Source organism: Paenarthrobacter sp. NPDC089675 (genome assembly GCF_044749185.1).
GTDB lineage: Bacteria > Actinomycetota > Actinomycetes > Actinomycetales > Micrococcaceae > Arthrobacter.
Genome location: NZ_JBIVHM010000007.1, coordinates 234,190 through 258,584 on the forward strand (window position 1 = coordinate 234,190; position 24,395 = coordinate 258,584).

General features: G+C 64.5%; 13 protein-coding genes. 6 read left to right on the forward strand and 7 right to left on the reverse strand.

Annotated elements, in window-relative coordinates:
• Positions 1-41: 41 nt before the first annotated feature.
• From ACIPY2_RS16265 to ACIPY2_RS16290, 6 genes are all read right to left on the reverse strand, one after another.
• A complete protein-coding gene (locus ACIPY2_RS16265) occupies positions 42-6,131 on the reverse strand; it encodes an Ig-like domain-containing protein (RefSeq protein ID WP_400267419.1) in 6,090 nt (2,029 codons plus the stop codon).
• 250 nt (positions 6,132-6,381) lie between these two features.
• Entirely contained in the window at positions 6,382-12,510 is a 6,129-nt protein-coding gene (locus ACIPY2_RS16270) for an Ig-like domain-containing protein (protein ID WP_400267420.1), read from the reverse strand.
• Positions 12,511-12,664: 154 nt separating this feature from the next.
• Entirely contained in the window at positions 12,665-13,840 is a 1,176-nt protein-coding gene (locus ACIPY2_RS16275; protein ID WP_400267421.1) for an adenylate/guanylate cyclase domain-containing protein, read from the reverse strand.
• A gap of 32 nt (positions 13,841-13,872) precedes the next feature.
• Positions 13,873-14,430 carry a PH domain-containing protein gene (locus tag ACIPY2_RS16280; RefSeq protein ID WP_400267422.1) on the reverse strand — a complete coding sequence of 186 codons (558 nt, stop codon included), beginning with the start codon at positions 14,428-14,430 and terminating at the stop codon, positions 13,873-13,875.
• Entirely contained in the window at positions 14,423-15,337 is a 915-nt protein-coding gene (locus tag ACIPY2_RS16285; protein ID WP_400267423.1) for a biotin--[acetyl-CoA-carboxylase] ligase, read from the reverse strand. The genes ACIPY2_RS16280 and ACIPY2_RS16285 overlap by 8 nt, the downstream gene beginning before the upstream one ends.
• A gap of 57 nt (positions 15,338-15,394) precedes the next feature.
• Positions 15,395-16,285: an SDR family oxidoreductase gene (locus ACIPY2_RS16290; RefSeq protein ID WP_400267424.1), complete on the reverse strand. Its 891-nt coding sequence runs from the start codon at positions 16,283-16,285 to the stop codon at positions 15,395-15,397.
• Positions 16,286-16,543: 258 nt separating this feature from the next.
• On the opposite strand from ACIPY2_RS16290, the gene ACIPY2_RS16295 reads away from it, so the two are divergent.
• From ACIPY2_RS16295 to ACIPY2_RS16315, 5 genes are all read left to right on the forward strand, one after another.
• Positions 16,544-18,127: an acyl-CoA carboxylase subunit beta gene (locus tag ACIPY2_RS16295; RefSeq protein WP_400267425.1), complete on the forward strand. Its 1,584-nt coding sequence runs from the start codon at positions 16,544-16,546 to the stop codon at positions 18,125-18,127.
• Positions 18,124-18,363, forward strand: a complete 240-nt coding sequence (locus ACIPY2_RS16300) for an acyl-CoA carboxylase epsilon subunit (protein ID WP_400267426.1) — start codon at positions 18,124-18,126, stop codon at positions 18,361-18,363. The genes ACIPY2_RS16295 and ACIPY2_RS16300 overlap by 4 nt, the downstream gene beginning before the upstream one ends.
• 70 nt (positions 18,364-18,433) lie before the next feature.
• The gene (locus tag ACIPY2_RS16305; RefSeq protein WP_400267427.1) at positions 18,434-20,116 is read left to right on the forward strand and encodes a DUF885 domain-containing protein; all 1,683 of its coding nucleotides are present in this window, start codon (positions 18,434-18,436) and stop codon (positions 20,114-20,116) included.
• A 122-nt stretch (positions 20,117-20,238) separates the two neighbouring features.
• The gene (locus tag ACIPY2_RS16310; RefSeq protein ID WP_400267428.1) at positions 20,239-21,672 is read left to right on the forward strand and encodes a dicarboxylate/amino acid:cation symporter; all 1,434 of its coding nucleotides are present in this window, start codon (positions 20,239-20,241) and stop codon (positions 21,670-21,672) included.
• A gap of 84 nt (positions 21,673-21,756) precedes the next feature.
• Positions 21,757-22,230, forward strand: coding sequence for a YbjQ family protein (locus ACIPY2_RS16315; protein ID WP_400267429.1), 474 nt, complete (start codon positions 21,757-21,759; stop codon positions 22,228-22,230).
• A gap of 22 nt (positions 22,231-22,252) precedes the next feature.
• Here ACIPY2_RS16315 and ACIPY2_RS16320 read toward each other — a convergent pair whose 3' ends face one another.
• On the reverse strand, positions 22,253-23,527 hold the full coding sequence (locus ACIPY2_RS16320; RefSeq protein ID WP_400267447.1) for a DUF222 domain-containing protein: 1,275 nt from the start codon (positions 23,525-23,527) through the stop codon (positions 22,253-22,255).
• A 175-nt stretch (positions 23,528-23,702) separates the two neighbouring features.
• Here ACIPY2_RS16320 and ACIPY2_RS16325 point away from each other — a divergent pair, with 175 nt between their 5' ends.
• A complete protein-coding gene (locus ACIPY2_RS16325; protein WP_400267430.1) occupies positions 23,703-24,395 on the forward strand; it encodes a TetR family transcriptional regulator in 693 nt (230 codons plus the stop codon).

Below are 24,395 nucleotides of genomic sequence, written 5' to 3' on the forward strand. Positions count from 1 at the left end.
CGTTGTGGGGATGTAGGGATGAAGTTGTTCACTCGCGGGCATCAGCAGCCACCGGGCTCTGAACCGTAGCGGTCCACGGTGATGGCCTTGACGAACCAGCCCGGGTGGCTGCCCTCGGTCACGCGGTACCACTTGGTGGAACCGCCGTAGATGGCCTTGGTGCAGTCGATCTTGAGCTTGCCCTCCGAGCGGGAGACCCAGCCCACGCCGCAGGAGGGACCGCTCGGGTTGTAGGTGTCCGGCTGTCCGGGCTTGCCGGGGCACGTGTTGTTGTGCGCCTGGACCGTTGTCGGCGACGGCGGAGGTGGTGGCGGCGTCGGATCGTCACCGCTCGTGGCCGAGACCTGGCCGCTGCCCGGGCCTGCGACCACGGTAACGGCCCTGACGTTCAGCCTCCGTGTCTTATCCCAGCCACCGCCGGACACGTCGTACCTGTTGGCCTTGCCCACGCTTGTCCAGCCGCCGCCGTCCAACGAGACCTCATAGTGGTCCAGCGGGCGCCCGTTCGTTGCGGGGTTGTTCCACGTCCAGTGCACCTGGCCGTCGCCCTTGGCCGACTTGCCGCCGCTGACATTCGGCGCGTTCGGCGGCCCGTACGGGTTGCCCGTTCCGATCGCCTTGGCGTCGCCGGACTGGTTGTTCTTCACCGACGTCGCAATGATGTTGACCACCACGTTGGTGCCGTTCGGCTGGCCGCCGATGTCGCCGCCTCCACGGCCGATCGGGCCGGAACCGGAGGCTGTTTGCCATCGGTAGGTGATCTCGTTGTCCTGCGAGCCGTTCCGCTCCGCCGCGGTCAGCGGTGTGAACGTGACCCGCAGCTGGCCGCTGGAACCGGTCGCGGTCACCGAACCGCTGCCAACCGTCCCGGGCTTGCCGGCCGCGCGGATCGGCGCCGATTGCTGGCTGACGCCGCTGACGCCTGCCTTGTTGGTGGCCGAAACCGTAAAGGTGTAGTCCGCCTCGGAGTTCGCCACGGACACGTTCTGCGACGTAGCGGCCACCGACTGCGAACCGACCACGGCGCCGCCACGGTAGGTGGTCAACGTGTAGGCCGAGACGGGGTCACCGTTGTTGTTGGGGGCCGCCCAACTGACCCTCAACTGGCTCTGCGTACCCACCGATCCGGCGCCTGATACCGACGGCGCGGAAGGCGTGGCCGGAACTCCGGCAGGGGTTTCCGCCGCGGAGTACGGGCTCCACTCCGAGGGCTCCTTGGCATCGTTCCTTGCCAGGACGCGCACCTTGTAGGCCACCCCGTTAGTGAGGCCCTTCCAGACGTAGCTCGCACCGGTCAGGTTCTGGATCTGGGGGTTCTGGCCGGCCGGTGCGGGCGAGATTTCCAGATCATAGGACTTGACGGGCGAACCCTTGCTGGCCGGTGGAACCCAGGCCACGGACAACTGCTTGTCACCAAACTTGAGGCTGGGCGCAACAGGAGTGTCCGGCTTGACGTCAGGACGGACTTCGGCGGAGACCGGCGACCGTTCGGACTCGTTGATGGCATTGGTGGCCGTCACTGCGAAGTGGTACTTCACGTTGTTCGTCAGGCCGGTGAGCGTACAGGTGTTCGCGGGGCAGTCCTGTTTGAATCCGCCTTCGCCGTAAACCGTGTACTTAGTGATGGGCGATCCCCGGTCAGCCGGGGCATTCCACGTGAGCAGCGCCGTCTGGTCGCCTACGCTCTGCGCCTGGGGCGTGGTGGGGGCCTCCGGCTTGTCCTTGACCGTCAGCCGGATGCGCGCCGTCGAGTAACGGGACAGCTCGCCCGTTTTGTCGGCGACCGTATAGGCAACCACCAAGGTCCCCGTGAAACCCGCCGCGGGCGTCACAGTCACGCTGTCTCCCCCGGCGCTGGCGGAGCCCTGCCCTGTTTCCGTCACGGCGGACACGATCTTCAACGCCGTATCGGGGAACGGATTGGAGTCGTTGGCCAGCACGTTCACCGTCACCGGCTTCCCGGCCTGCGCGTCGGGCTCCACGTCGTCGTTGGCTACCGGCTTGGGCCGGTTGGAAGCGCTCAGGGAGAGCTTGTAGCTGGCAAGTGCTTCCAGGCCGCGGGGATCCTTGGCCTTCACCTGGACCGTTCCGCCTTGGCCGATCCGGACGGAATCCTCAGCCGAAGCCTTGAGCGTACTGCCGTCCACGGAGACCCGGAAACCGCCGGGTGCCGATCCCACCACCTCATACTTCATGTTCTGCACGTCGTCCCCATCCGGGTCCGAGGTGAGCTTGCGCAGGTCAAGGCTCGCCGAGTCTCCCTTGGGCACGTCAACGTCGCTGCCCAGGAGCTCCGGTGGGTTGTTCTTGTTCGGGTCGGGAAGCACCTTGGTACGGATGCTCAACGTAGCCTTCAGCCCGTTGGGATCATCAGGTCCGGAACCGTCGGTGACCTCGAAGCTGATGGAGCCAGGGCCCACGTACTCCGCACCTGCCGTGTACTTGACGGCGGTTCCGTTGTTGGCGATCGGATCGCTTCCGTCCGAACCGATCAGCTTGATGCGGTCGGCTTGGGTGAGCCTCGGCGATTTGCCGTCGCGGACCTTCACCCACTCGGACAGGTCAACGGTGACCGACTGGCCGGAGACCAGCTCCACAACTTCGTCCTTGGCCAGCGTCGGAACCTGCTGGCCGATGCCCGGGACCCAGATGATGGCAGTTGACTTCTGGCCATCCACGTCCTCCACGGTGTAAGGCACCAGTTGCGGTTGCTCGGTGAGTTCGACAATCACGTTGCCTTCGGACCCGGGACGAGCTGTGGGGACATCGGTGCTGACCTTGAGGTTCTCCCCCACACCGTCGGGATCCTCGTCGTTCTTGAGCACGGGAACATCCACGGCGGTCTTGCCGAGCGTCTGTGCAGAGGTCACACGGTCATCGCGGGCAATCGGGGCCTGCAGGGGGACGTCCTTCTTGACGATCACCCGGATGCTCGCCTGCCCCACGGCGTCGCGGTCGTCGGCTACCGAATAGCGGACGTTGACCGTGCCTTCGGCGGCAGGAGCGGTAATGAGGATGCGTCCGCTGGTCTTGCTGACGTGGGCATCCAGTCCCGGGTCGGCCTCGATGCTGTCCGTCAGTATCCGGATCAGGTCACCATCGGGGTCGGTGTCGTTGGCAGTGGCGTCCACGGCAATCTGGCGCCCCGGCCGGACCTTCACTTCGTCATCCACCGGCGTGGGCTTTTGGTTGTTTTCGCCGCGGGGTGCGACGCCGACCGTCACCGTTCCGGTGTTGACCGCACCTTGGCGATCAATGACTTTGTAGCGGAAAGAGTCTGTGCCGGCGCCATCGCCCGCGGCGACGAAGTCGATGAAGTTGCTTCCCGCCGTCGCGGTTCCCATGGTGGGGGTGCTGTCGATGCCAGTGAGCTGGACGGAGTCGCCGTCGGGATCGATGCCGTCCAGCGGCACGGGGATACGGACCGTGCCCCCGGCCACCACACGCGCGGTCAGGTTGCGTGGTTGCGGACGGGAGTTTTGCGAACCCTCCAGCGGAAGAATGTGGATGGTCACCGCTGCGGCGCTTTTTTGGCCCTGCGGATCCACGGCGTTGTAGATGGCACGGACGGTTTTGGGTGTGGGCCCGGCGATGAAGCGGAGGGTGTTCTCGGAAACAAACGCTTTGCCGTCTTCTTCGGCGATGTTCTGGGCCAGCACCGGGTCCACCTTGAGCTCCTCGCCCTGCGGATGGGTGTCGTTGTCCAGGACCGGAACGGTCACGACGTCGTTCACGCGAACGTTGACTTCGTCGGGTTTGGGCTGGGGAGCCTCCACGACGGCGGGGGCCGGCACGGGGACAACGCCCACCGTGCCCGTGGCCGAGGCCCGGCCGTTGGACATGGTGTAGCTGAAGACGAACGGGTCCTTGGAGCCCAGGACGTCGGTGACCCGCAGGACACTATGGTCGATGACGCTGACCGAAGCCGCAGAGCCCTCGGGGACGGTCACGGATTGCAGGACCAGCACCCCTCCGGAGGGATCGGAGTCGTTGGCCAGCGGGTCCACCAGGACGCTGCCGCCAACGGGCAGGAGCGCCACGTCGTGCACCGCAACGGGCGCACCGGGATCCTTGCCGGACTCCACGTCCACGCGGATGAGGCCTTGGCTGCTCTGCGGACCGTTGCTGGCGATGTAGGTGAGGTAGACGGGACCTGGCGTGTTGCTCCGGAAAGTGAAGGTACCGCCGTCGGTAATGGCGCCCAACTCTGCCTGTCCGGCAGCTTCAACGTGCGCAACGCGCAGGGCGCCACCATTGGGGTCCACGTCGTTCTTCAGGGGTGAGATAACCAGGTCCTGGCCCACCACGGCCGTGACGTGGTCCGCGTTGACCACGGGAGCCAGTGCACCGGGTGGCTGGACGTTGACCACCACGCGGCCGGTGGTGGTGGCGCGGCCGTCCCATACGGTGATTGTGACATTCTTCTTGCCGGGCGCAGCGCCCGAATCCTGGTAGGTCAGCAAGCCGTCGCGGCGCACCTTGACCTGGTCCTGCTCGTTGTCCGCCTTGGCGTCCAACAGGACGAGGTCGTCGCCGTCGGGGTCCATCCAGTCGGTCAGGATGTTCTGGCTGACCGACTTCCCCTGCTCCACCAGCATGGTGGTGGGTTCGGCGCGCTTGAAGAAGGGAGGCTTGTTGTCGTCCGGGCCAACAACGTGGAGCGTGACCTTGCCGCCGGCAGAGAGCCCGCGCCCGTCGGAGGCGTTGTAGTCGAAGACCTCCGTGCCGGGCTTGGCCTCGGCAGGGACCTTGATCTGGAAGGCGGAGCCGCCGTAGATGCTTTCAAGGGCGCCGGACTTGGGTCCGTTGGCACCCACTGCGGCCGTCAGGACATCGCCGTCGGGGTCCGAGTCGTTGTCCAGGACGCTCAGGATGGAGGTACGGCCGGGACGGACACCGAACTCATCCGGCTTGGTCTCCGGTGGCCGGTTGGGTTTGGTCCGGTCAGGAAGGACGTTGATGGTGTTGTTGTCCGCGGACTCCTGGTCCTGGTCATCGGACTGGTTCTTGGGCGGGACCACCTCGTCCCAGTTGTTCACGAGCTGCATGTTCTGGTTGACCAGCCATACGCTGCCCGAGTTGACGTCGTTGAGGACCACCAGGTCCCGGTTCACGCGGAACACATAGCTTGGCGAAGCACTTGCCTTGGGGACGTCGTTTTTCTTGTCGTCGGCGTCGTTTTCGCAGTCGCGGACATACTTGTTGGCTCCGGCCCAGGCCGCGTGCACGCACTTGCTCACCTGGACGGGCGCAGCGGGAACACCTTCGCCGCCGGCACTGACCACATCCGCAGTGGAGCCGTCCAGCGGCTGCTTCAGCAGGGCCTTGCGCGTGGCGATGGCGACGAATCCGCTGTCTTCGCTGCTTTGCTGGAGCTTGGCTTCGCGGGCATCCTGCAATTGCAAACGGCGCCCGCCGGGCAGGAAAAGGTTTCCGGAGGCGGCGTCGAGCACAACCGGCTTGTCGCCCACCACGGCCATCTGCAGGTTGCCTGCGCCCTTGAGCTCATCGACCTTGGTGACCTCCGAGGCGGTCCGCTCGCTGTTGGCGTCCACTGTGGTGACCGTGATTTCGCCCTTGCCGGGGTCCGCTGTGTAGATGCGGTTGTCCCGGCCCACGGCCGAAACGATGCCTTGGGAGCCCGTCAGGACCGGTTCGGTGCCCTCCTCATCGAAGCCGTTTACCGTGGACGGGGAAAGTGCCCAGACCTTGCCCTTGGCGGGATCGGTGACGGCCAGGACCGTCGAGCCGTAGCTCACCTGGGACGACGACGGCAGCTGCTTGTCGCCGCCAAGCTTCAGGTTCGCCGCCGAGACCTGGTTGATGGTGGAGCCCGATTCGTCGTCGACGAACACGTTGCCTTCGTGTTGGAGGACGTCGAACGTGGTGCTCGCCGGTGTCACCGCGCCGTCGAGGACCCGCGAGGGGTAATTAAGCCGGCCGACCGCGTTCTTGGTCTTGCTCACCACCCACACGCCGCCGTCGTTCAAGTCCACCTCCGTGGTCTTGAATCCCGGGTACAGCACAGCGAAGGCAACCAATACCGCACCGGCCGCAGCCACAGCGATGGCAGACACCAGTCTTTTGTTCCGACGCTTTTTCAGCCCCAGCTTGCCGAAGAAAGAAGTCACAGCCCCAAAATTCCCTTTTTATTCAAGTTGCGCGAAGCAGCTTTCAGGCATACCGGCCGGTGCCGGCAGCCAGACATTCCGCAGTACCCCCATACAGCGGCGGAATTTTCAGTGTCCAAGAATATCCCACGCGCCACACGGCCATCCAAGGAAACCCGAGACAGGCCTCTCCAATGGCTTTGACAGCATACTGTCTTCGCAGTGGAGGGCGCGATGGGTACAAGTCCCCGTCTTGCAGGGCCGGCGAGTGTCAGCATGGAGGCGCTCCCACCGCACCGGGCTCACCAATGGAGGTGTGGCCCGCAATGATGTACCGCCCAACGTTACGGCTGGAACCAGGTTCAATGCGCCACCAATTGAAGGTCCAGTTATTGACGTCTTTTTGGACGATGTAGCACTTCACAATCATTGTCTGGCCGGGGTACTCCCAGGGCTCTTGGTTGCCGCCTTTTCCGTCGCAGGTGAAGTCAGGGCTGGGTTGGTAGTTCATCCCGCCCAGCGTGTAGGTGCATGAACGCTGGACCACGCCCGTGTTCAACACGCCAGTCCATTCGCCCTTCTTCCCCGACTTCGCACTGGCACTGGCAACCGCCCCGCCCGTGCCCAAGGAGTTGAAGGTCTGCACATCGATGGTTCGGGTCTGCTCATACCCGCCGGTGTTGATCGTCCGGCTGCCGGAGGCGGCCACGGTCTCCCAGGCTCCCCCGTCGATCCGGATCTTGGTCGTCCTGACGTCGTTGGTGGAGGTCGAGGGCGAGGACCAGTTCAGTGTGACCGAGGGGTCGTTCATTGCACCGTTCGTTCCCGAGGCCGAAGGCGTTCCCGGTGAACCGTAAGGTGTTGCAGTGGCAGCCTGGCTGGCGTCCGAACTTGGCGCCACGGAGGACTGTGCAGTCACCGTGATGCTGCTCGCTTGGCCGTTGGCGAACCCGCCCACCGTTTGGCCAGGCTGGATCGGTCCTGATTGACCGGTGCTGGCACGGTAGGTGTAGCTCACTTCGTTGGCGGTGGAACCGTTGCGCTGGGCCTGGTTGAGGGTGGTGAAGTTGATGGTCACCTGGCCGCCCGCTCCCCCGGTGTTCGCCGGCGTGGCACTGACGTTGCCCACGGTTCCCAGCTTGCCGGTGGCCCGTCGCGGCGCGGAGGCCGCGCTGACGGCACCCTTGCCGGCCTTGTTTTCGGCCTGGACAGTGAAGGTGTAACCGGCCTCGGAGTTATTGGCCGTGAACGTCGCCGAGCGGACGTTGCCCGGCACCGTCTGGGTCTGCGTGGCGCCGCCTCCTCCGCTCATGGTGACGTAGTAGGTCTTGATGGGGTCGCCATTGATGTCCGGCTCGCTCCAGTCAGCGCGCAGTTGGTTCTGCGATCCAACCGAGGAGACGACGGCGGTACTCGGCGCCGCCGGCGCTCCGGGAAGGCCCGCGGGATGGTCCTCGGCCGAGTACAAGCCCCAGTCCGATGGCCCCAGGTCGTTGACGGCCTGCGCCCTTACCTTGTACTTCACGCCGTTGGTCAGGCCCGTCCAGGTGTAGCTCAGTCCGGTGACCTCGTTCTTCACGGCGATGCCGTTTGCCGGCGGCGGTGAAATCTCAAGGTTGTAGTGCTTCACCGCCGAACCCTCCGTTTTGGCCGGGGCCCAGGTGATGGCCAGGTCCTTGTCACCGGCCTTGACGCTTGGCGGTTCCGGCGGTGACGGCTTCTCATCGGGACGGATTTCGTTCGAAGTAACCGATGCCGGCGAATCTCCCACCTCGTTGGTTGCCGTGACCGTGAAGACGTACTTGACGTTGTTCGTCAGCCCGGTCAGCGTGCACGTGGTGGTGGGGCATTCCTGCTGGAAGCCAGCCGACCTGACGGTGTACTTGGTGATGGGCGAGCCGTTGTCCGACGGCGGCGCCCACTTGAGCACTGCCGTGCGGCTCCGGACATCCGTTGCAGAAGGGGCAGAGGGCGCATCGGGATTGTCCCGCACGGTGATGCGCACACGGCCCACTGCCTGCCGGCCGGGATCGTCGGTCTTGTCCTTGATGGTGTAGCGGACCACGAGCACGCCCTTGGAGCCGGCTGCCGGGGTAACCGTGATGGAGTCCCCCGAGACGTCGGGCTGCCCTGCCGAACCGGTCTCGACCACTGCGGAAACGATCGTGAGCGGCTCGCTGAACGGATTGAAGTCGTTGCCCAGCACGTTGACTGTTTGCGGCTTACCGGCGTCGGCCTTCTCCACGGTGTCGTCGTTGGCCACAGGCTTTGGACGGTTGGACGAGACCACGGTGACAGTGATGGCGGCCCGCACGGCATCGGACCGGCCGTCGCTAACCTTGAGGGGCAACGTTCCCCGGGCTCCCGGGTTCAAGGTGCCTCCAGGGGTGACCTTCAGGACACTGCCGTCGATCCTGGCATCAAAACCGCCCGGCTGTTGTCCGTCGAATTCGAACTTGAGCTTGCCCTGGTCCGCTTGGTCCACGTCCTTTGCAAGGTTCGCGAGGTCCAGTTCAGTCGTTTCCCCCTTCGGCGCCTCGATGGACGCTCCGCTGAACGTCGGCGGGTGGTTGGCATTGGGGTCCGGAAGCACCCTGGTCATGATGGTCAGCGTCGATTTGAGTCCCTCGGAGTCGTCGGGACCGGAGCCGTCAGTGACCTCGAAGGTCACCGAGCCCGGGCCAACGTAGTCCGCCTGCGCCGCGTAACGGAGCGCGGTGCCGTCACCGGCGATGACGTTCACGGGGTCGCCGCCCTGGACCTTGATCTTGTCCGCGACCGTGATCCTGGGACTGCGACCGTCGCGGACTTTTACATAGTCCGCCAAGGACAAGGTGACTTCCTTGCCGGCCGTGACCTCGACGACGTCGGTTTTGGCCAGCGTCGGGTACTGGAGACCCTGCCCTGGAATCCACATGACGGCCGTAGCCGACTGGCCGTCGATATCCGTCACTGTGTATGGGATCAACTGGTCCTGGGGAGCCAACGTGACCACCACGCTGCCGGACGTTCCCAAGCGGGCATTGGGGTTACCGTCGGGGAGGGAGATCTTGAGGTCTTCTGCCACCCCGTCAGGATCCGAATCATTTTTCAACACCGGGACGTCCACGGCGGTCTTGCCCAGTGTTTCGGCGAGCGTCACGTGATCGTCAACGGCGATGGGTGCATGAAGCGGCGCCGTGGGGCTGGTCTGCACGCGGACCACCGCACTGGCCTCGGCCTTCTTGTCGTCCTGTATCCGGTAGCTCACGCTTTCGATGCCGGCCTCGCCCGGCGCCGTCAGGACAGCCTTTCCTGCAGCAGCTTCCACGTGGAGCTCAGGCTTGGCTTCGAACGTCGGCACCAGGGCGATCGGGTCGCCGTCGGGGTCCGAGTCGTTCTTGAGGACATCGACAGCCACACGGCGGCCGGGGCGGACGTCGATGACATCATCCACCGCGATCGGTTTCTGGTTGTCCGCCTCCGCTGGAGCGATGCCGACAATCACATTGCCGGTGTTTTCCGCGCCGATCCGGTCACGTACCCGGTAGCTGAAAGTGTCCGTCCCCGCAGACTTGCCGCCCGCCGTGTACTCCAGATAGCCGTCGCGGAGGATGGCCGTACCCATGGCCGGGGCCTTGTCGATGCCGATGAGCTGGACCGAATCGCCGTCGGCGTCGATGCCGTCGAGCGGAACCGGCACTTTAACGGTCATGCCCGCGACAACACGTGCGGTCAGGTTCTTCGGTTCGGGCCGGGTGTTGGTGGCATCGTCGCGTGCACGGATGCGGATGGTCACCTGCTGCGAATCTGACTGGCCGGAAGCGTTGCTGACCTTGTAAATGGCGTATGCCGTCTTGGCTTCCCCACCGGCAATGAAACGCAGGGTATTGCCGGCAACGAACATGCGTCCGTCAGCCTCGTCCGGTTGCTGCGCAAGGACTGGATCCAAGGTCAGTTCCCCGCCGTTGGGATCCGAGTCATTGGCCAGCACGGGTATTGTCACCACGTCCCCTGCCCTAACGGTGACCTCGTCCGGTTTTGCCTGTGGTGCCTGGAGTTTGGTGGGCGCGGGCACCACCTGCACGGAGATGTCGCCCGTAGCGGAGGCTTTGCCGTTGGAAATGGTGTATTTGAGGGACAGCTGTCCTTCAGCGCGGACGTCGGTGATCTTGATAACAGAGTGGTCAAGGACGGCGACGCTGACGGGGAGTCCGTCAGCGGCGGTTACTGACTGCACCACCAGGACGCCCCCGGCCGGATCCGAGTCATTGCCGAGCACGTCCACCACGGTGCTTCCGCCGCTCGGCAGCAGGGCAATGTCCCGCACGGCTACGGGGGCGCCGTCACTGTTTCCGGAAACGACGTCCACCCGGACCAACTGCTGGGCGCTCGCCGGACCGTTGGTCACCATGTACGTGACGTAGTGCGCTCCCAAAGCGCTTGAGTTGAAAGTGAAGGTTTGCTGGTCCGGCCCCACCACAGCCGTCGACTGGCCGTCGGGCTGGGCCTGTGCAAGCCGGAGTGTGCCGCCCTGCGGATCGGTGTCGTTCTTGAGCGGCGCAACCACCGTGTCCTGGCCGGCCACCGCCACCACATGGTCCGCGTTGGCAATGGGCGGCAGGGCGCCGGGGGCACGGACATCCACACTGATCTGGCCCTCGGCAGTGAGCGAGCCATCTGAAACCGTGACGTTGATGGTCTTGCGACCTGGGCCCGCGCCGGAATCCTGGAAGGTGAGCAGACCGTCCGGCCTGATCCTGACCTGGTCAGCCGGGTCGCTGCTGGACGCGGAGACCGCAAAGATGTCGTCGCCGTCGGGGTCCATCCAGTCGGTAAGAATGTATTGGTTAGCAATCTTGCCCGCTTGGACCACCATGGTGTTGTTGCGGTTGGCCTTGGGCTTCGGCGCGCTGTTTTCCTCCGGCGGCACGATCCTGAGGTCGACGTCCGCAGAAGCAGTTCCCCCCCGACCATCGTCCACCGTGTACTTGAAGGATTCGGATCCCGTGGTTCCGGCCGGCACGGCGATCTGGAAGCCGGTTCCGCCATATACCGCGGACAACGCCCCGGACTTGAGCGGTTCGCCGGCGCTCACCGTAAGGATGTCGCCGTCGGAGTCGGCATCGTTGTCCAAAACCGGTAAAAGCGTAGTTTTGCCTGCCCGGATCCCGAAGGAATCAGGCTTGGCTACCGGAGGTGTGTTGGGCTTGCTCCGGTCCGGAAGAACGGTCTGCTGCACCTCGTCCGCCGAGTCCTTGTCGGCGTCGTCGGACGTCTGCTGGGGCGGAATGACGTCGTCCCAGTTGTTGACCAATTGCATGTTCTGGTTGACCATCCAGACGTTCCCCGAGTTGACGTCGTTCAGGACAACGAGGTCGCGGTTGACGCGGAACACGTACGACGGCGATGCGCTCGCCTGGGGAACGTCGGCGCGGCGGTTGTCTGCCTGGTTGTCGCATTCCCGAACGTATTTGTTGGCGCCTGACCAGGCCGCGTACGTGCATGTTCCCAGCTGGACCGGCGCGGCAGGCACTCCCTGGCCGTCCGCCTGGATGGTCTTGGCGGTGCCTCCACCGAGTGGTTGGAGCAGCAGCGCGCCCTTGGTCGCGATGGCCACTGTGTCCGCCTTGGGGCCGGGCTGCTGGAGTTTGGCGTCCCTGGCGTCATCCAGATGGATCGTGGCGCCTCCCGGAAGGACCAGGTTGCCGTTTGCTTGGTTCAGGACCACGGCCTGATCGCCGACGGCGGTCAGCTGGACTTCGCCGTCGGCCTTGAGGGCGTCGTCGTTGCGGACCTGTGAGTCCACGGCCTTACCGTCGGCATCCACTTTGGTTGCGGTCAGCTTGCCGGTTTTGGGATCCAGCGTGTGAATGGTGTCGTCTGCGCCGACCACGGAGCTGATGCCTTGGGACTGTTCGATCACAGGCTCGGACTCGTCGCTGAATCCGCCGACGGACGTTGGTGACACGGCCCATACTTTGCCCTTGGAAGGGTCGGTGACCGCGAGGACCTTGCTGCCGAAGCTCACCTGGGCGGAACCCGGGAGCTTCCGGTCTCCGCCGAGCCGCATGTTCGCAGCGCTCACGGGGTTGATGGTTGCTCCGCCGGCGTCGTCGATGAACACGTCGCTTGCCTGCTGCAGGATGTCGAAATTGTCGCTGGCCGGGGTTACCGCGCCGTCAAGCGACTTGGACGGATAGTTGAGGCGGCCGGCCGCATTCTTGGCCTTGCTGACCACCCACACTCCGCCGTCGTTCAAATCCACTTCGGTGGTTTTGAACCCCGGATAGAGGATGGCACCTGTGATGACGACGGCGGCAGCGATTGCCGCCGATGCCGCACCTATCAGCCGGTTGCGGCGCTTCCTTGAAGCCCCCTGTCTGGGCGCCCGTTTGGCAGGCCTCTTGGACGGAGCCATCAACATCCCCCGGTGTATTCTGGCAGCCGACACCCACTCGCGCGGCTGGCTTGACGCGAACAGTCTCCAAGCCTACCGGTTTAATCCATCGATTAGTGCAGGTGTGATGGGTACAACTACCCTCCCTCGATTACGGGAGCGGCACGCTGTAAAACTAGTCCAGGACCAGACCCTTGCCGCGGCCGCGGGCGAGCATGACGGGATGGATCTCGCCGAAACCGCGGACATTTTCGGAAGCCTGGGGGACCAGCACGAACCGCTCGTCCTGGCCCAGCGCGGCTGCCGTCATGGCATCGACCAGCACCGTTCCCGGTTGCGCGAGGCTGGTGAGTCGTGCGGCCAGGTTGACCGTGGGCCCGTAGATATCACCAAGCCTGGACAGGATGCGGCCCCACACCATGGACACCCGGGCCTGCGGAAGGATCTCGTCTTCAGTGAAGGCGTGGGCCAGGGCCAACGAAATCTCAGCTCCGGCCGCCGGTGTTTCAGCGATGTAGAGGACTTCGTCGCCGACCGTCTTTACCAGCCTGCCACCACCAACGGAGATGATCTCGGCGCACTTGTTCTCGAAGCGTTGCACCATCTGGGCCAGGGTCTTTTCGTTCATCCGCCGCGAAAGGCTGGTGTAGGACACCAAATCGGCGAAGCCTACGGCGCGGGCCAGGGGCAACGGCGAATCGTCCTCATCACCGTCCCGGCCCTCCTCGCTCGCCTGGAGCCCCGCCTCGGCGCGGACTGCGAGCCGCTGGACACCGGCGTTGAGTTGGCGGCGGTACGAGTAGACCAGGATCTCCTCAAGCGAATCCACCAACGCCGGCAATTGGCCCACCAACTTTTTTCGGGCCACGGCGTCCGGAATACCTTGCTCCTGGACCATGTCCTCTACCAGCGCCTCGATCTGCCACACCACCATGCGGTCGGTCATCTGGCCGATGGAACGGGTAACGGAGATTGCGGCTTCCTCCGTCAGGAGTCCGGCTCGCACCAAGTCCAGGATGGTGGTCAGCGCGGCCTGGTCGCGTTCGGTGAAGGCAACATCGTCATCTCCCCAGTTGGGAAACCCGAGGGCACGCCACAGCTTGCGCGCAGACAGCACCGAAACACCGGCTCCCGCGGCAACTTCACGACGACGGAGCTTGCGTTCACCGCCAAGAAGGCGGGTCTCGAGGGCCTTGATGGCAAGCCGTTCCGCTGACATCACTCCCGTAGGGGGTCCGGCCGGGTTTGCCCGGCCGGGCGCTGGTTCCGTGTCCTCATCCACTGAAGGTTCGGGTACGGCGTCGAACTCCTGGTCCAGGTCCTCGCCGGACTGCTGATCCTCAACGCTCATCTCTTCCACCTTCTCTCACATCCGACGGCACGTCACTCAAAATCAAGGTCCCCGAGCACTTCACCTTCCAGGACCCCATCCCGCGGAAGGTCTTCCAAAGCATCAACAATGAAGCCCCGGAACTTCCCCACGTGGGGGACGTCGGCCAAAACAAGCACTCCGGAGTGCCCGGTATCCAAGGATATATTCCCTGAGTGCAAGCTCCGTTGGAGCAAGCTCTGTTCAATGCCCACATTGCGGACGGACATCAGCGGAACCTGCCAGTCGCGGCGGCGCAACATACCGTGCCGGGCGATGATGCGGCGGCTGGTGAGGATGTAACGCACCGAACGCCAGCGCAGGAACCTTTTGACGCTGTAGGTCAGCAGGATGAATGCCGCCAGTCCCACGCTCACCCCGATCAGCCATGGCGTCCATCCCGCAGTAATGAACGGGGCGAGCCGTTGCGGGTTTCCCTTGACGATCCACGCGCAGGCGTAGGCGGTCAGGGCAGGAACCAGGACAAAAACCAGCACCGGAAAGAAGAGCGAACGGCCCTGCTGACGCGTGATGGTCAGGACCTGCTCCCCCGGGAGCAGCTCTTTACGCATAACCGCTTTCCGTGGCGCGCAAGTGCACCACGTCTCCGGCCGTCACTACGTGTTCACGGCCGCCATGGTCTACCACCAGCAGCGAGCCGTGCTCGTCCAGCCGCGATGCGTGACCCACAAGCTCGTGATCGCCGGGGAGGTGTGCCCGGACTTCGCGGCCCAACGTGACCATGGCCGATTCCACCCGCTTGTGCAGGGACGGGCCGCCTGCGAGACCGGCAGCGGGGTCGCCCTCGGCATTGCAGAAGCTGCGGTACAGCTTCGTGAAGCTGGAAAGGTACGCCTTCAGCAACGCGGTACGGTCCGTCGTCGTCGAGCCTTCCAAGGCGAGCGATGTTGCCGTGGGGACCGGTAGTTGCTCTTCGGAAAGAGTCACGTTGAGGCCTACGCCGAGGATCACCGCTGGAACGGAGCCGTCACCCAAGGGCGTCATCTGGGCGAGGATGCCGGCGATCTTGCGTCCGTTGACCAGGACATCGTTTGGCCACTTGATCTCGGCGGTCACGCCTGCCGCCTGCTGCAGGGCCTCACGCAGGGCCACCGCGGCCAGCAGGGACAGCCACGAGTAGCTCTGCGTAGGCACAGGCATGCCATCGGCGGTAACCGGGCGCAGCACCATGGAGACGGAAACGGCCGAGCGTTCCGGCGATTCCCAGTGGCGGTCCAGCCTGCCCCTGGCCGCGGTTTGGTGTTCTGCCGTGAGCACCGCCAGGTCTGGCCACCTATTCGGTTCGACGGTGACGGCCCGGACGAGGTCGGCGTTGGTTGACCCAGTGGACTCGACGATGTTCAGCTGCGGGATGCCGGTGGCGGACAGGAAATCCGGAGCGAGCAACGCCTCTCGATCCAGCGCGGCACGCTGTTGGGACTCGGGGCGTTCGGGGCTGGCGGGCTGTTCGGCATCCATAGCTGAATCCTATCCAGTCGTAGCCCGGCAGACGGCGCCGCGAACGTGTGAATCCGCTCAGAGAAAGATGTCCGGAACCAGCCGGTCTTCCGGAGCGCCGAGGCTGTAGGCAGCAAAATCGCTGACTCCGGCGGCCCGCAGGACTTCCTCGTCCGTGTAGAAGTTGCCCGATCCGTAGCCGCCGCTTGCTGCCAGCAGTGCGTGGGCAGCGTCGGCCATGATTTCGGGGCCCCGGGCGGCTTGGACCATCCGGTCACCGCCGGGCATGTTCCGGATGGCCGCCGTGTCGATCAAGGTGCACGGCCAGAGCGAGTTGACCTGCACGCCGTCGTTCTTCAATTCTTCGGCGAGTCCCAGGGTGGTGAGGCTCATGCCGTACTTGGCCATGGTGTAAGCCAGGTGCATTCCCGCCCATTTAGGGTCCAGGTTGAGGGGCGGCGAGAGCGTGAGGATGTGGCCGTGACGGGACTCCCGGAGGAAGGGCAGGGCCAGTTTGGAGAGCAGGAACGTACCACGGACGTTGATGTCCTGCATGAGGTCGTAGCGCTTCATGTCCACGGCGTCGGTCCGCGAGAGGTCGATTGCGGATGCGTTGTTGATGACGACGTCGATCCCGCCGAAACGCTCGACGGCGGCATTCACGGCAGCGGCGACGTCGGCATCATTACGGACGTCCCCGACGAGCGGCAGCGCCTGGCCGCCGGCGGCGAGAAGCTGATCCGCGGCCGTGAAAACCGTTCCCTCAAGTTTGGGGTGGGGTTCGCCGGTCTTGGCCATGAGCACAATGTTGGCGCCGTCCCGAGCGGCCCGGGTTGCGATGGCCAGGCCAATGCCGCGGCTGCCGCCGGACATGATGATGGTCCGGCCCTTGAGCGAACCCGAAGCGCGGTAGGGCGACTGCGCCTGGACCGGAGCAGAAACGGAGGAAGCGTCGTTGCTTGGAGTCATGCAGACACTGTAACGCAATTATGTTACTCACGGGTAACATAGCGGTCCTCGTCAGGCGGAATCATGGGGCGCCGCGACGCGCGCGATGGCCGGACCGTTGGGCATCAGCGCGGAAAATTGTAGGGTTTCTACAGCGGTTCGCAGCAAACGCGTTACTAGACTGGCCATCGAGGCCTGTTCTTTGTACGGAAGCTACTTAACCAGCTCCGTGAGGGAACCGCGCCAGCGACATATCAGCTACAGAGCCGGAGACACTTGATGAGCCACGATCTGACAACGACAGCGGGAAAGATTGCCGACTTCCGCGACCGCCAGGCACGGGCAGAGCAGCCTTCCGGCCCGGAAGCGATCGAGAAGCAGCACGCGCGGGGCAAGAACACGGCCCGCGAACGCATCGACCTGCTGGTTGATCCGGGATCGTTCGTCGAGTTCGACGCGTTGGCAGTGCACCGCTCAACGGCCTTCGGCATGGAGAAGAAAAAGCCGCTCGGTGACGGAGTGGTGTCCGGTTACGGCACGGTGGACGGCCGCCTGATTGCCATCTACAGCCAGGACTTCAGCGTTTACGGCGGTTCACTCAGCCAGGTCAACGGCGAGAAGATCGTCAAGGTCCAGGAGTTCGCCCTCCGCAACGGCTGCCCGGTTGTGGGCATCAACGACGGCGGCGGCGCGCGTATCCAGGAGGGCGTGGCATCCCTTGCCATGTTCGCGGACATTTTCCGCAATAACGTCCATGCCTCCGGCGTGGTCCCCCAAATCTCCCTCATCATGGGTCCGTGTGCCGGCGGTGCGGCCTACTCCCCCGCCCTGACCGACTACGTGGTGATGGTGGACAAGACCTCCCACATGTTCATCACGGGCCCGGACGTCATCAAGACCGTCACCGGCGAAGACGTGGACATGGAAACGCTGGGCGGTGCCCGGCAGCACAACGCCACCACGGGTACCTCCACCTACTTGGCGTCCGATGAAGCCGATGCGATCGAGTTCGTCCGTGAACTCCTTGACTTCCTGCCCTCCAATAACCTCTCCGAAGCTCCTGTGGTGGAGCACGACCAGGAACTGGAACTGGACGAGGACGACCTCGCCCTGGACACGCTGATTCCCGACTCCGCCAACCAGCCGTACGACATGCGCAAGGTCATTGAGCAGATCGTGGACGACGCGCACTTCCTCGAAATGCAGTCGCTTTACGCCCCCAACGTCATCATCGGCTACGGCCGAGTCGAGGGACACACCGTTGGCATCGTGGCCAACCAGCCCATGCAGTTCGCCGGAACGCTGGACATCTCGGCTTCGGAAAAGGCCGCCCGTTTTGTCCGCCACTGCGATGCCTTCAACATCCCGATCATCACCTTGGTTGACGTCCCCGGCTTCCTCCCCGGCAAGGACCAGGAATTCCAAGGCATCATCCGCCGCGGCGCCAAGCTCCTCTACGCCTACGCCGAGGCCACTGTCCCCAAGCTCACGGTCATCACCCGGAAAGCCTACGGCGGCGCGTACATCGTGATGGGCTCCAAGAAGCTCGGCGCGGACCTCAACCTCGCCTGGCCCACGGCACAGATCGGCGTCATGGGCGCGCAGGGTGCCGTGAACATCCTGTACCGCCGCGACCTTGCTGCGGTGGCCGAAGCCGGTGGCGACGTCGAGGCCCGCCGCGCAGAGATCATCCAGGGCTATGAGGAAGAACTCCTCAACCCGTACCAGGCGGCTGAGCTTGGTTACGTGGACGCTGTCATCGCTCCCTCGGACACCCGCCTGCAGATCATCCGCGGGCTGCGTGCATTGCGCGACAAGCGGGCGAGCCTGCCCACCAAGAAGCACGGGAACATCCCGCTGTGAGTGCGGCACAGACACCTTCGCCGGCCGAAGAGCCGGTGCTGCCCATGTTCTCCGTGGTCAAAGGGGATCCCACGCCTGAGGAGCTCGCGGCACTGGCCGCCGTCGTCGCCTCCGTTGGAGTGCCCCAGACGACGGAAGCGGAGGCCAAGCCCAGCGTGCGCCACTGGGTGCGCCGGCAGCAATTGCGCCTGGATCCCACCCCGGGTCCGGGTGCTTGGCGGCGCAGCCGCGGCTGATTTTCACGGCACGCAGCAAATAAGTTCAACAACCCTTTCACGTGGCGTTCGTCGCGGTTAGGCTCTTCGGGTGACTACTGCAAATTTGCCTGTGCGAGCCAAGTCCGCCATCGACGCCGTAGCTGACGCGTACACAGAGAGGCTGATCGAACTCAACCCGAGTTTCGCCACCACTCTGGGACTTCCGGGCCACGAGACCGAGTACCAGGATTACTCCCCTGCCGGCGCAGACGCGCACGCGGAGTCCACAAGGTTGGCCTTGGATGCCCTGGCGGGCCTTGAGCCTTCCGACGACGTGGACGCCGTCACCCTCGACGCCATGCGAGAACGCCTCGGGCTGGAATTGGAGATCCATTCCTCGGGTTGGGATGCGGCGGACCTCAATAACATCGCTTCGCCGGCGCAGGACATCCGCGCCATTTTCGACCTCATGCCGACGGACACGGTTGAGCAGTGGGGGCACCTCGCCGGACGTGCAGCTAACGTTCCCGGAGCCTTGGAGGGCTACATGTCTTCCCTCCGGAGCGCGGCTGCCGACGGTAAGGTGTCCGCCGCCCGGCAGGTGCGCATCGTCATCGAGCAGACCCGCCGGTATGCGGCACCGGACGGCTTTTTCGCCAAGCTTGCAGCGGAGGCCACGGTTGGCGGCTCACCGCTGCCGCCGGATGTCCAGGCAAAGCTCGACGCCGGTACTTCAGCCGCCCGTTCGGCGTATGGCGCCTTGGGCGATTTCCTCCGGGACGAACTGCTCCCCCAGGCCCCTGAGAAGGATGCCGTGGGCCGGGAACGCTACGCCTTGGCCTCGCGCTCGTTCCTGGGAGCTTCGGTGGACCTCGAAGAAACCTATGCCTGGGGCGTGCAGGAACTCGAGCGCCTGATTGCTGAACAGGAAAAGGTGGCCAACCAGATTAAGCCCGGCGCGTCCATCGAGGAGGCCAAGAGCATCCTCAACAACGATCCCGCCCGGCAAATCAAGGGAACGGACGCATTGAAAGCCTGGATGCAGGAGCTCTCTGACCGGGCCGTATCCGAGCTCGCCGACGTCCATTTCGACATCCCGGACGTCATGCGGACCCTCGAATGCATGATCGCGCCGACCGACGAGGGCGGAATCTATTACACCGGACCTTCTGACGACTTCTCCAGGCCGGGCCGCATGTGGTGGTCGGTACCCGCCGGCGAGGACACCTTCACCACGTGGTCGGAGACAACCACCGTTTTCCACGAGGGAGTCCCCGGTCACCACCTCCAGGTTGCCACCGCCACCTACCGCCGGGAACTGCTCAACAACTGGCGCCGCAACGTCTGCTGGGTCTCCGGACACGGCGAAGGATGGGCCCTCTACGCCGAACAGCTCATGCTGGAGCTCGGTTATCTCAAGGACCCTGGTGACCACATGGGGATGCTCGATGGCCAGCGGATGCGTGCGGCCCGCGTGGTGTTTGACATCGGCGTCCACTTGGAACTCCCCGTCCCTGAGCGCTGGGGTACCGGAACCTGGACTCCGGAGAAGGGGTTCGACTTCCTCAAAGCGAACCTCGATATCAGCGAAGGCCAGCTGCAGTTCGAGTTCGCCCGCTACCTTGGCTGGCCGGGTCAGGCACCGTCCTACAAGGTCGGCCAGCGTTTGTGGCAGCAGATCCGCACGGAATTGGAGGGACGTGGCGACTTCGATCTCAAGTCCTTCCACAGCAAAGCGCTGAACATCGGTTCGGTGGGGTTGGACGTGCTGCGGAGGGCATTGCTGGGTTAGTAGCTTGGCCGAGGTGCTCGCCGGAGAGCAACGTCACAAACGCACAAGGAATAACTTTTGCGCACGTAACATTTCTAAACGTCCGTTCGCTATGTTATTTGCGGAGCACCTACCGTGTTCCGGTGAGCACCTCAAACACCATCACTCCCCCAACCGGCAAGACCGGTTCCCGGCTGCCCAAGTGGGCCACGTCCTTCGGCGTGCAGATCATTGCCGCCCTTGTTGTGGGCCTGGTCCTTGGCCTCATCGCCAAGTACACCGGCAGCACCAAGACCGCCCCCAACGGTCTCGGCGCAACGCTGCAGACCATCGGGTCCAGCTACGTCTCCCTGTTGCAGACCGCCGTCGTTCCCTTGATCTTCACCGCCGTGGTGAGCTCTATCGCCAACCTGCGCCAGGTCTCGAACGCCGCGCGCCTGGCCTGGAACACGCTGCTCTGGTTTGCCATCACGTCGCTCGTTTCGGTGCTCATCGGCATCGGCCTCGGCGTACTGTTGCAACCCGGCGCAGCGACCGGCATCACCCAGAAGGCCGAGTACGCAGGCAAGACCGGTGACTGGTGGGCCTTCCTCATCGGCCTGTTCCCGAAGAACTTCCTCGGCCTTGGCGCCAGCTCCACCGTCACTGAAAGCGCCAATGCTGCGACCACGGTCAGCACGTCCGTAAGCTTCAACGTCCTCCAGATCCTGGTTGTCGCGATCGCTGTCGGCATCGCGGCCCTCAAGGTTGGCAAGCAGGCAGAGGCGTTCCTGACCTTCAATGCGTCCGCCCTGGCCGTCATCCAGAAGGTCCTCTGGTGGATCATCCGCATCGCTCCTTTGGGCACCATCGGCCTGATCGGCAACGCAGTAGCCATCTACGGTTGGGACACCATCGGTTCCCTCGGCAAGTTCACCCTGGCCATCTACATCGGCCTGGTCCTGGTGCTCTTCGTGCTTTACCCCGTCCTGGTCCGCGCACACGGGCTCTCCATCAAGCAGTACTTCTCCGGCGTGTGGCCGGCCGTGCAGCTCGCCTTCGTTTCCCGCTCCTCCATCGGCACGCTGCCGCTCACGCAGCGCGTCACTGAGCGCAACCTCGGCGTCCCCTCCGGCTACGCTTCCTTCGCCGTGCCTCTTGGTGCCACCACCAAGATGGATGGTTGCGCAGCGATCTACCCCGCCATCGCAGCGATCTTCGTGGCCCAGTTCTTCGGCATCAACCTGGACTTCACCCAGTACCTTCTGATCGTCCTGGTCTCTGTGCTCGGTTCCGCCGCAACGGCAGGTACCACCGGCGCCGTCGTCATGCTCACGCTGACCCTGTCCACGCTGGGACTGCCACTGGCCGGCGTCGGACTCCTGTTGGCGATCGACCCCATCCTGGACATGGGCCGCACCGCGGTCAACGTCGCAGGGCAGGCGCTGGTCCCCGCGATCGTGGCCAAGCGCCAGGGCATCCTGGACGAGTCACTGTACAGCGCCCCCCGCAACGGTGCCGCGTTCGCTGACGAGTACGCAGCCGATACCGCTGCGGCCAAGGCCGAAGAGCGCGAACTGGCCGACGCCAAGAGCTAGCAGCGTCGCATCGCGATCCCCCGGGGGAGAACTCCCCTGGGGGATTGCGGCATTTAAGGCACACTTCTGAGTAGGCTCTGGATCATGCTGATCGTTACTTCCAATGAAATCCCCGGCCACCGCATTGACGCCGTCTTTGGCGAGGTCATGGGCCTCACTGTCCGCTCACGCGACATCGGATCACAGATGCTCGCAGGATTCCGTTCCCTGGGCGGCGGCGAGCTGCCCGAGATGACCCGGGCCCTCTACGAGAGCCGCCAGGAAGTCATGGCCCGCATGGTCAACGAGGCGCAGCAGCGCGGCGCCAACGCGATCGTCGCCATGCGCTTCGATACTTCGGAGATGGGCACCAACTGGACTGAGGTCTGCGCCTACGGCACGGCCGTCTATGTCCTCCCCCTCGGTGAAGGTGAGCCCGGCGCTACCGGCCAGTCGATTTACCTGACCAAGCAGCCGCAACAGGGCACGGGGCAGTCCGCCCCCTCCCAGCCGGCGCCCCCGACGCAACCGGGTCAGCCGCAGCCCGGCCAGCAGTTCCCCGGGCAGCCGCAGTTCTAGTCGGTCCGGAGCCCAGTCCTGCCTACGAAATGGCAGGGCTGTGCCCCGGCAGGGGCGGGGCTTTCGACCTGTACTTATGGCCCGTGGGTGTCCGCACTTCGATTTCGTGCACGTCCGAGCCACAGGGAAGCGTCCTGGACGACCAGCCCGGGTTTTCCTTGGTGTGGTTGCACTGCTCGCAAAGCCCTGCGCCGTTGTGCAGAGTGGTGGGCCCTCGGTTTTGCCACGGCAGGATGTGGTCGATGTGCCGGATGGGCGCGTCGCAATATGGCGTTCGGCATGTGTGGTCCCTGGCCTCGATGAATCGCCGCATGCCGGCAGGAAAGAGCCTTGCCTTGGAATCCGTGGCCACGAGTTCCCCACTGCCGGGGGCCGTGAAGAGGCGACGGAGGTACACCTCGAAGGCTGGAGCGGTTCCAGCCAGGTCATCATCTTGCCCGGCGTTGCTTGGCCCACCAGCCCTGCCCACGAGCTCCCTTGCCCAACCACCCGGGACTATTCCGTACCCTTCAAGCCTTGCGGGCTCGCTGTCTCCTTGGAACAGCGTGCGGTCCGTCATGACCAGCTGCACTTCCACCTTGGAAATGCCGTCCGGCGTACCCGTGAGTCTCTCGACGAGGGTGTCCGCCATGACTTGGCCGCGGGAACGTTCATCACCCGTCGAACGAGCCGAATCCGCAGCCTCCGTCAGGGCTTTGTAGGCGGCTACCCCTTGGGCGACAGGAAGGAGAGCGGTGAGGATAGCCATGGTGTCCGGCGCCGGCCGAAGGCCCACATGCCGCTCCGAGGCCGCACGCGCCGCTCGTTGCGTCACTGAACGCGGATCCCGCCGATATGCGGCAGCCTTGGCAGCAGCGATGATCGAACGATCCCCGACGCCTTCGAAGGTTCCCGTGTCCGCGGCGAGTTCTTCGTCCACAGCGCAGCGATCCTCGGCTGACAAGCATGCAGTTTCCTTGACCAACAGCGTTGCGCGCCATTCGTTGAGCTGGCCGGCATCCAAAGCGGCCATCGTGTGGGGCATCTCGGTCACCAGCGCTTTCGCGGGCCCCAGCAGCCGTGATCCACGGTTCGGCGATTCACGCCGCGCCAACGCAATCTGGGCAGCAACCCCCTTGCCGCGCTCCGATGCCGGAAGGCCTCGCTCAGCTTGGACCTGGCGCTGTGCGTGATCGAACCCTACGGCGATCTTGGCTTGGAGGCCGGAAATCGCGGACTTCACGTCCTCCAGGACACGCAACTGCTCGATGAGATCGCGGGCTACGTCCGCAGCGTGGCCCGGGGCAACTCCTTGCATCGGTGAGACACGCGCCATCCCATCGCCCGCACCCGTGTCTATTGCCCGATTCCCGTCCATGCATCAACTCTTCCAGAGGGGTACGACAATTTGGGCAGGCCCAAGGACCACCCAAATCAACACCCAATAAAGATTCAAATTGCGCAGAGTGCAAAGTTGCACTTAGTGTAAGTATGTGACCCAAACCAACACGTCGGCCACCACTGAGCCAAGTGCTCCCTCACGCCGCGAACTCAATAAAGCCGCCACCCGCAGCTCCATCGCGGCAGCGGCCCTCGATCTGCTGCGCACCAACGGCCCGGGGAACTTCACGGTGGAGGACATCGCTGCCACCGCAGGCGTATCCCGGCGCACGTTCTTCAACTACTTCCCGAGCCTCGAGGCCGCCCTCTCCTCGGTTGCCGACGGCTTCATGGATCGAGCCCTGGAGCAATTCAGGCTGCGGCCAAGCGACGAGACCATCCTCGAGTCAGCCCAGGCCGCCCTCATGGCCCTTGCAGATCCAATGTCCGTTGCACCCATGGCCGAACTCTTCAGCCTGACCCAGGACAACCGCTCCTTGGCGCGGTCGGAACTGGAGGCCTGGGAGCACTGCACAGGCCAGATCATCGAGGCCGCCCGCACCAGGCTCGGAGAGGACGTCAGCGAGCTCTACCTTTATGCGCTGGCAGGCTCGGTCATCTCCTGCGGCAAAGCGGCCATGACCGTCTGGTTCGCCGAGCGCGGGCCGGATCTCTCCCCCGAATCGCTCGCAGTACTTCGCCAGCACCTCATCGATGCGATGGGGCTCCTGGGAGCCGGCTTCACGCCGTCGTCGTTCACAAAAACTCACACCGCACCCGTCTCCACCACCACAGATCGGTCCTGA

Bases quoted from the DNA above. Each gene is read 5' to 3' on its own strand.
- ACIPY2_RS16270 (WP_400267420.1), bottom strand. From the start codon at position 12,510: ATGGCTCCGTCCAAGAGGCCTGCCAAACGGGCGCCCAGACAGGGGGCT.
- ACIPY2_RS16290 (WP_400267424.1), bottom strand. From the start codon at position 16,285: ATGACTCCAAGCAACGACGCTTCCTCCGTTTCTGCTCCGGTCCAGGCG.
- ACIPY2_RS16280 (WP_400267422.1), bottom strand. From the start codon at position 14,430: ATGCGTAAAGAGCTGCTCCCGGGGGAGCAGGTCCTGACCATCACGCGT.
- ACIPY2_RS16320 (WP_400267447.1), bottom strand. From the start codon at position 23,527: ATGCAAGGAGTTGCCCCGGGCCACGCTGCGGACGTAGCCCGCGATCTC.
- ACIPY2_RS16315 (WP_400267429.1), top strand. From the start codon at position 21,757: ATGCTGATCGTTACTTCCAATGAAATCCCCGGCCACCGCATTGACGCC.
- ACIPY2_RS16285 (WP_400267423.1), bottom strand. From the start codon at position 15,337: ATGGATGCCGAACAGCCCGCCAGCCCCGAACGCCCCGAGTCCCAACAG.
- ACIPY2_RS16275 (WP_400267421.1), bottom strand. From the start codon at position 13,840: ATGAGCGTTGAGGATCAGCAGTCCGGCGAGGACCTGGACCAGGAGTTC.
- ACIPY2_RS16295 (WP_400267425.1), top strand. From the start codon at position 16,544: ATGAGCCACGATCTGACAACGACAGCGGGAAAGATTGCCGACTTCCGC.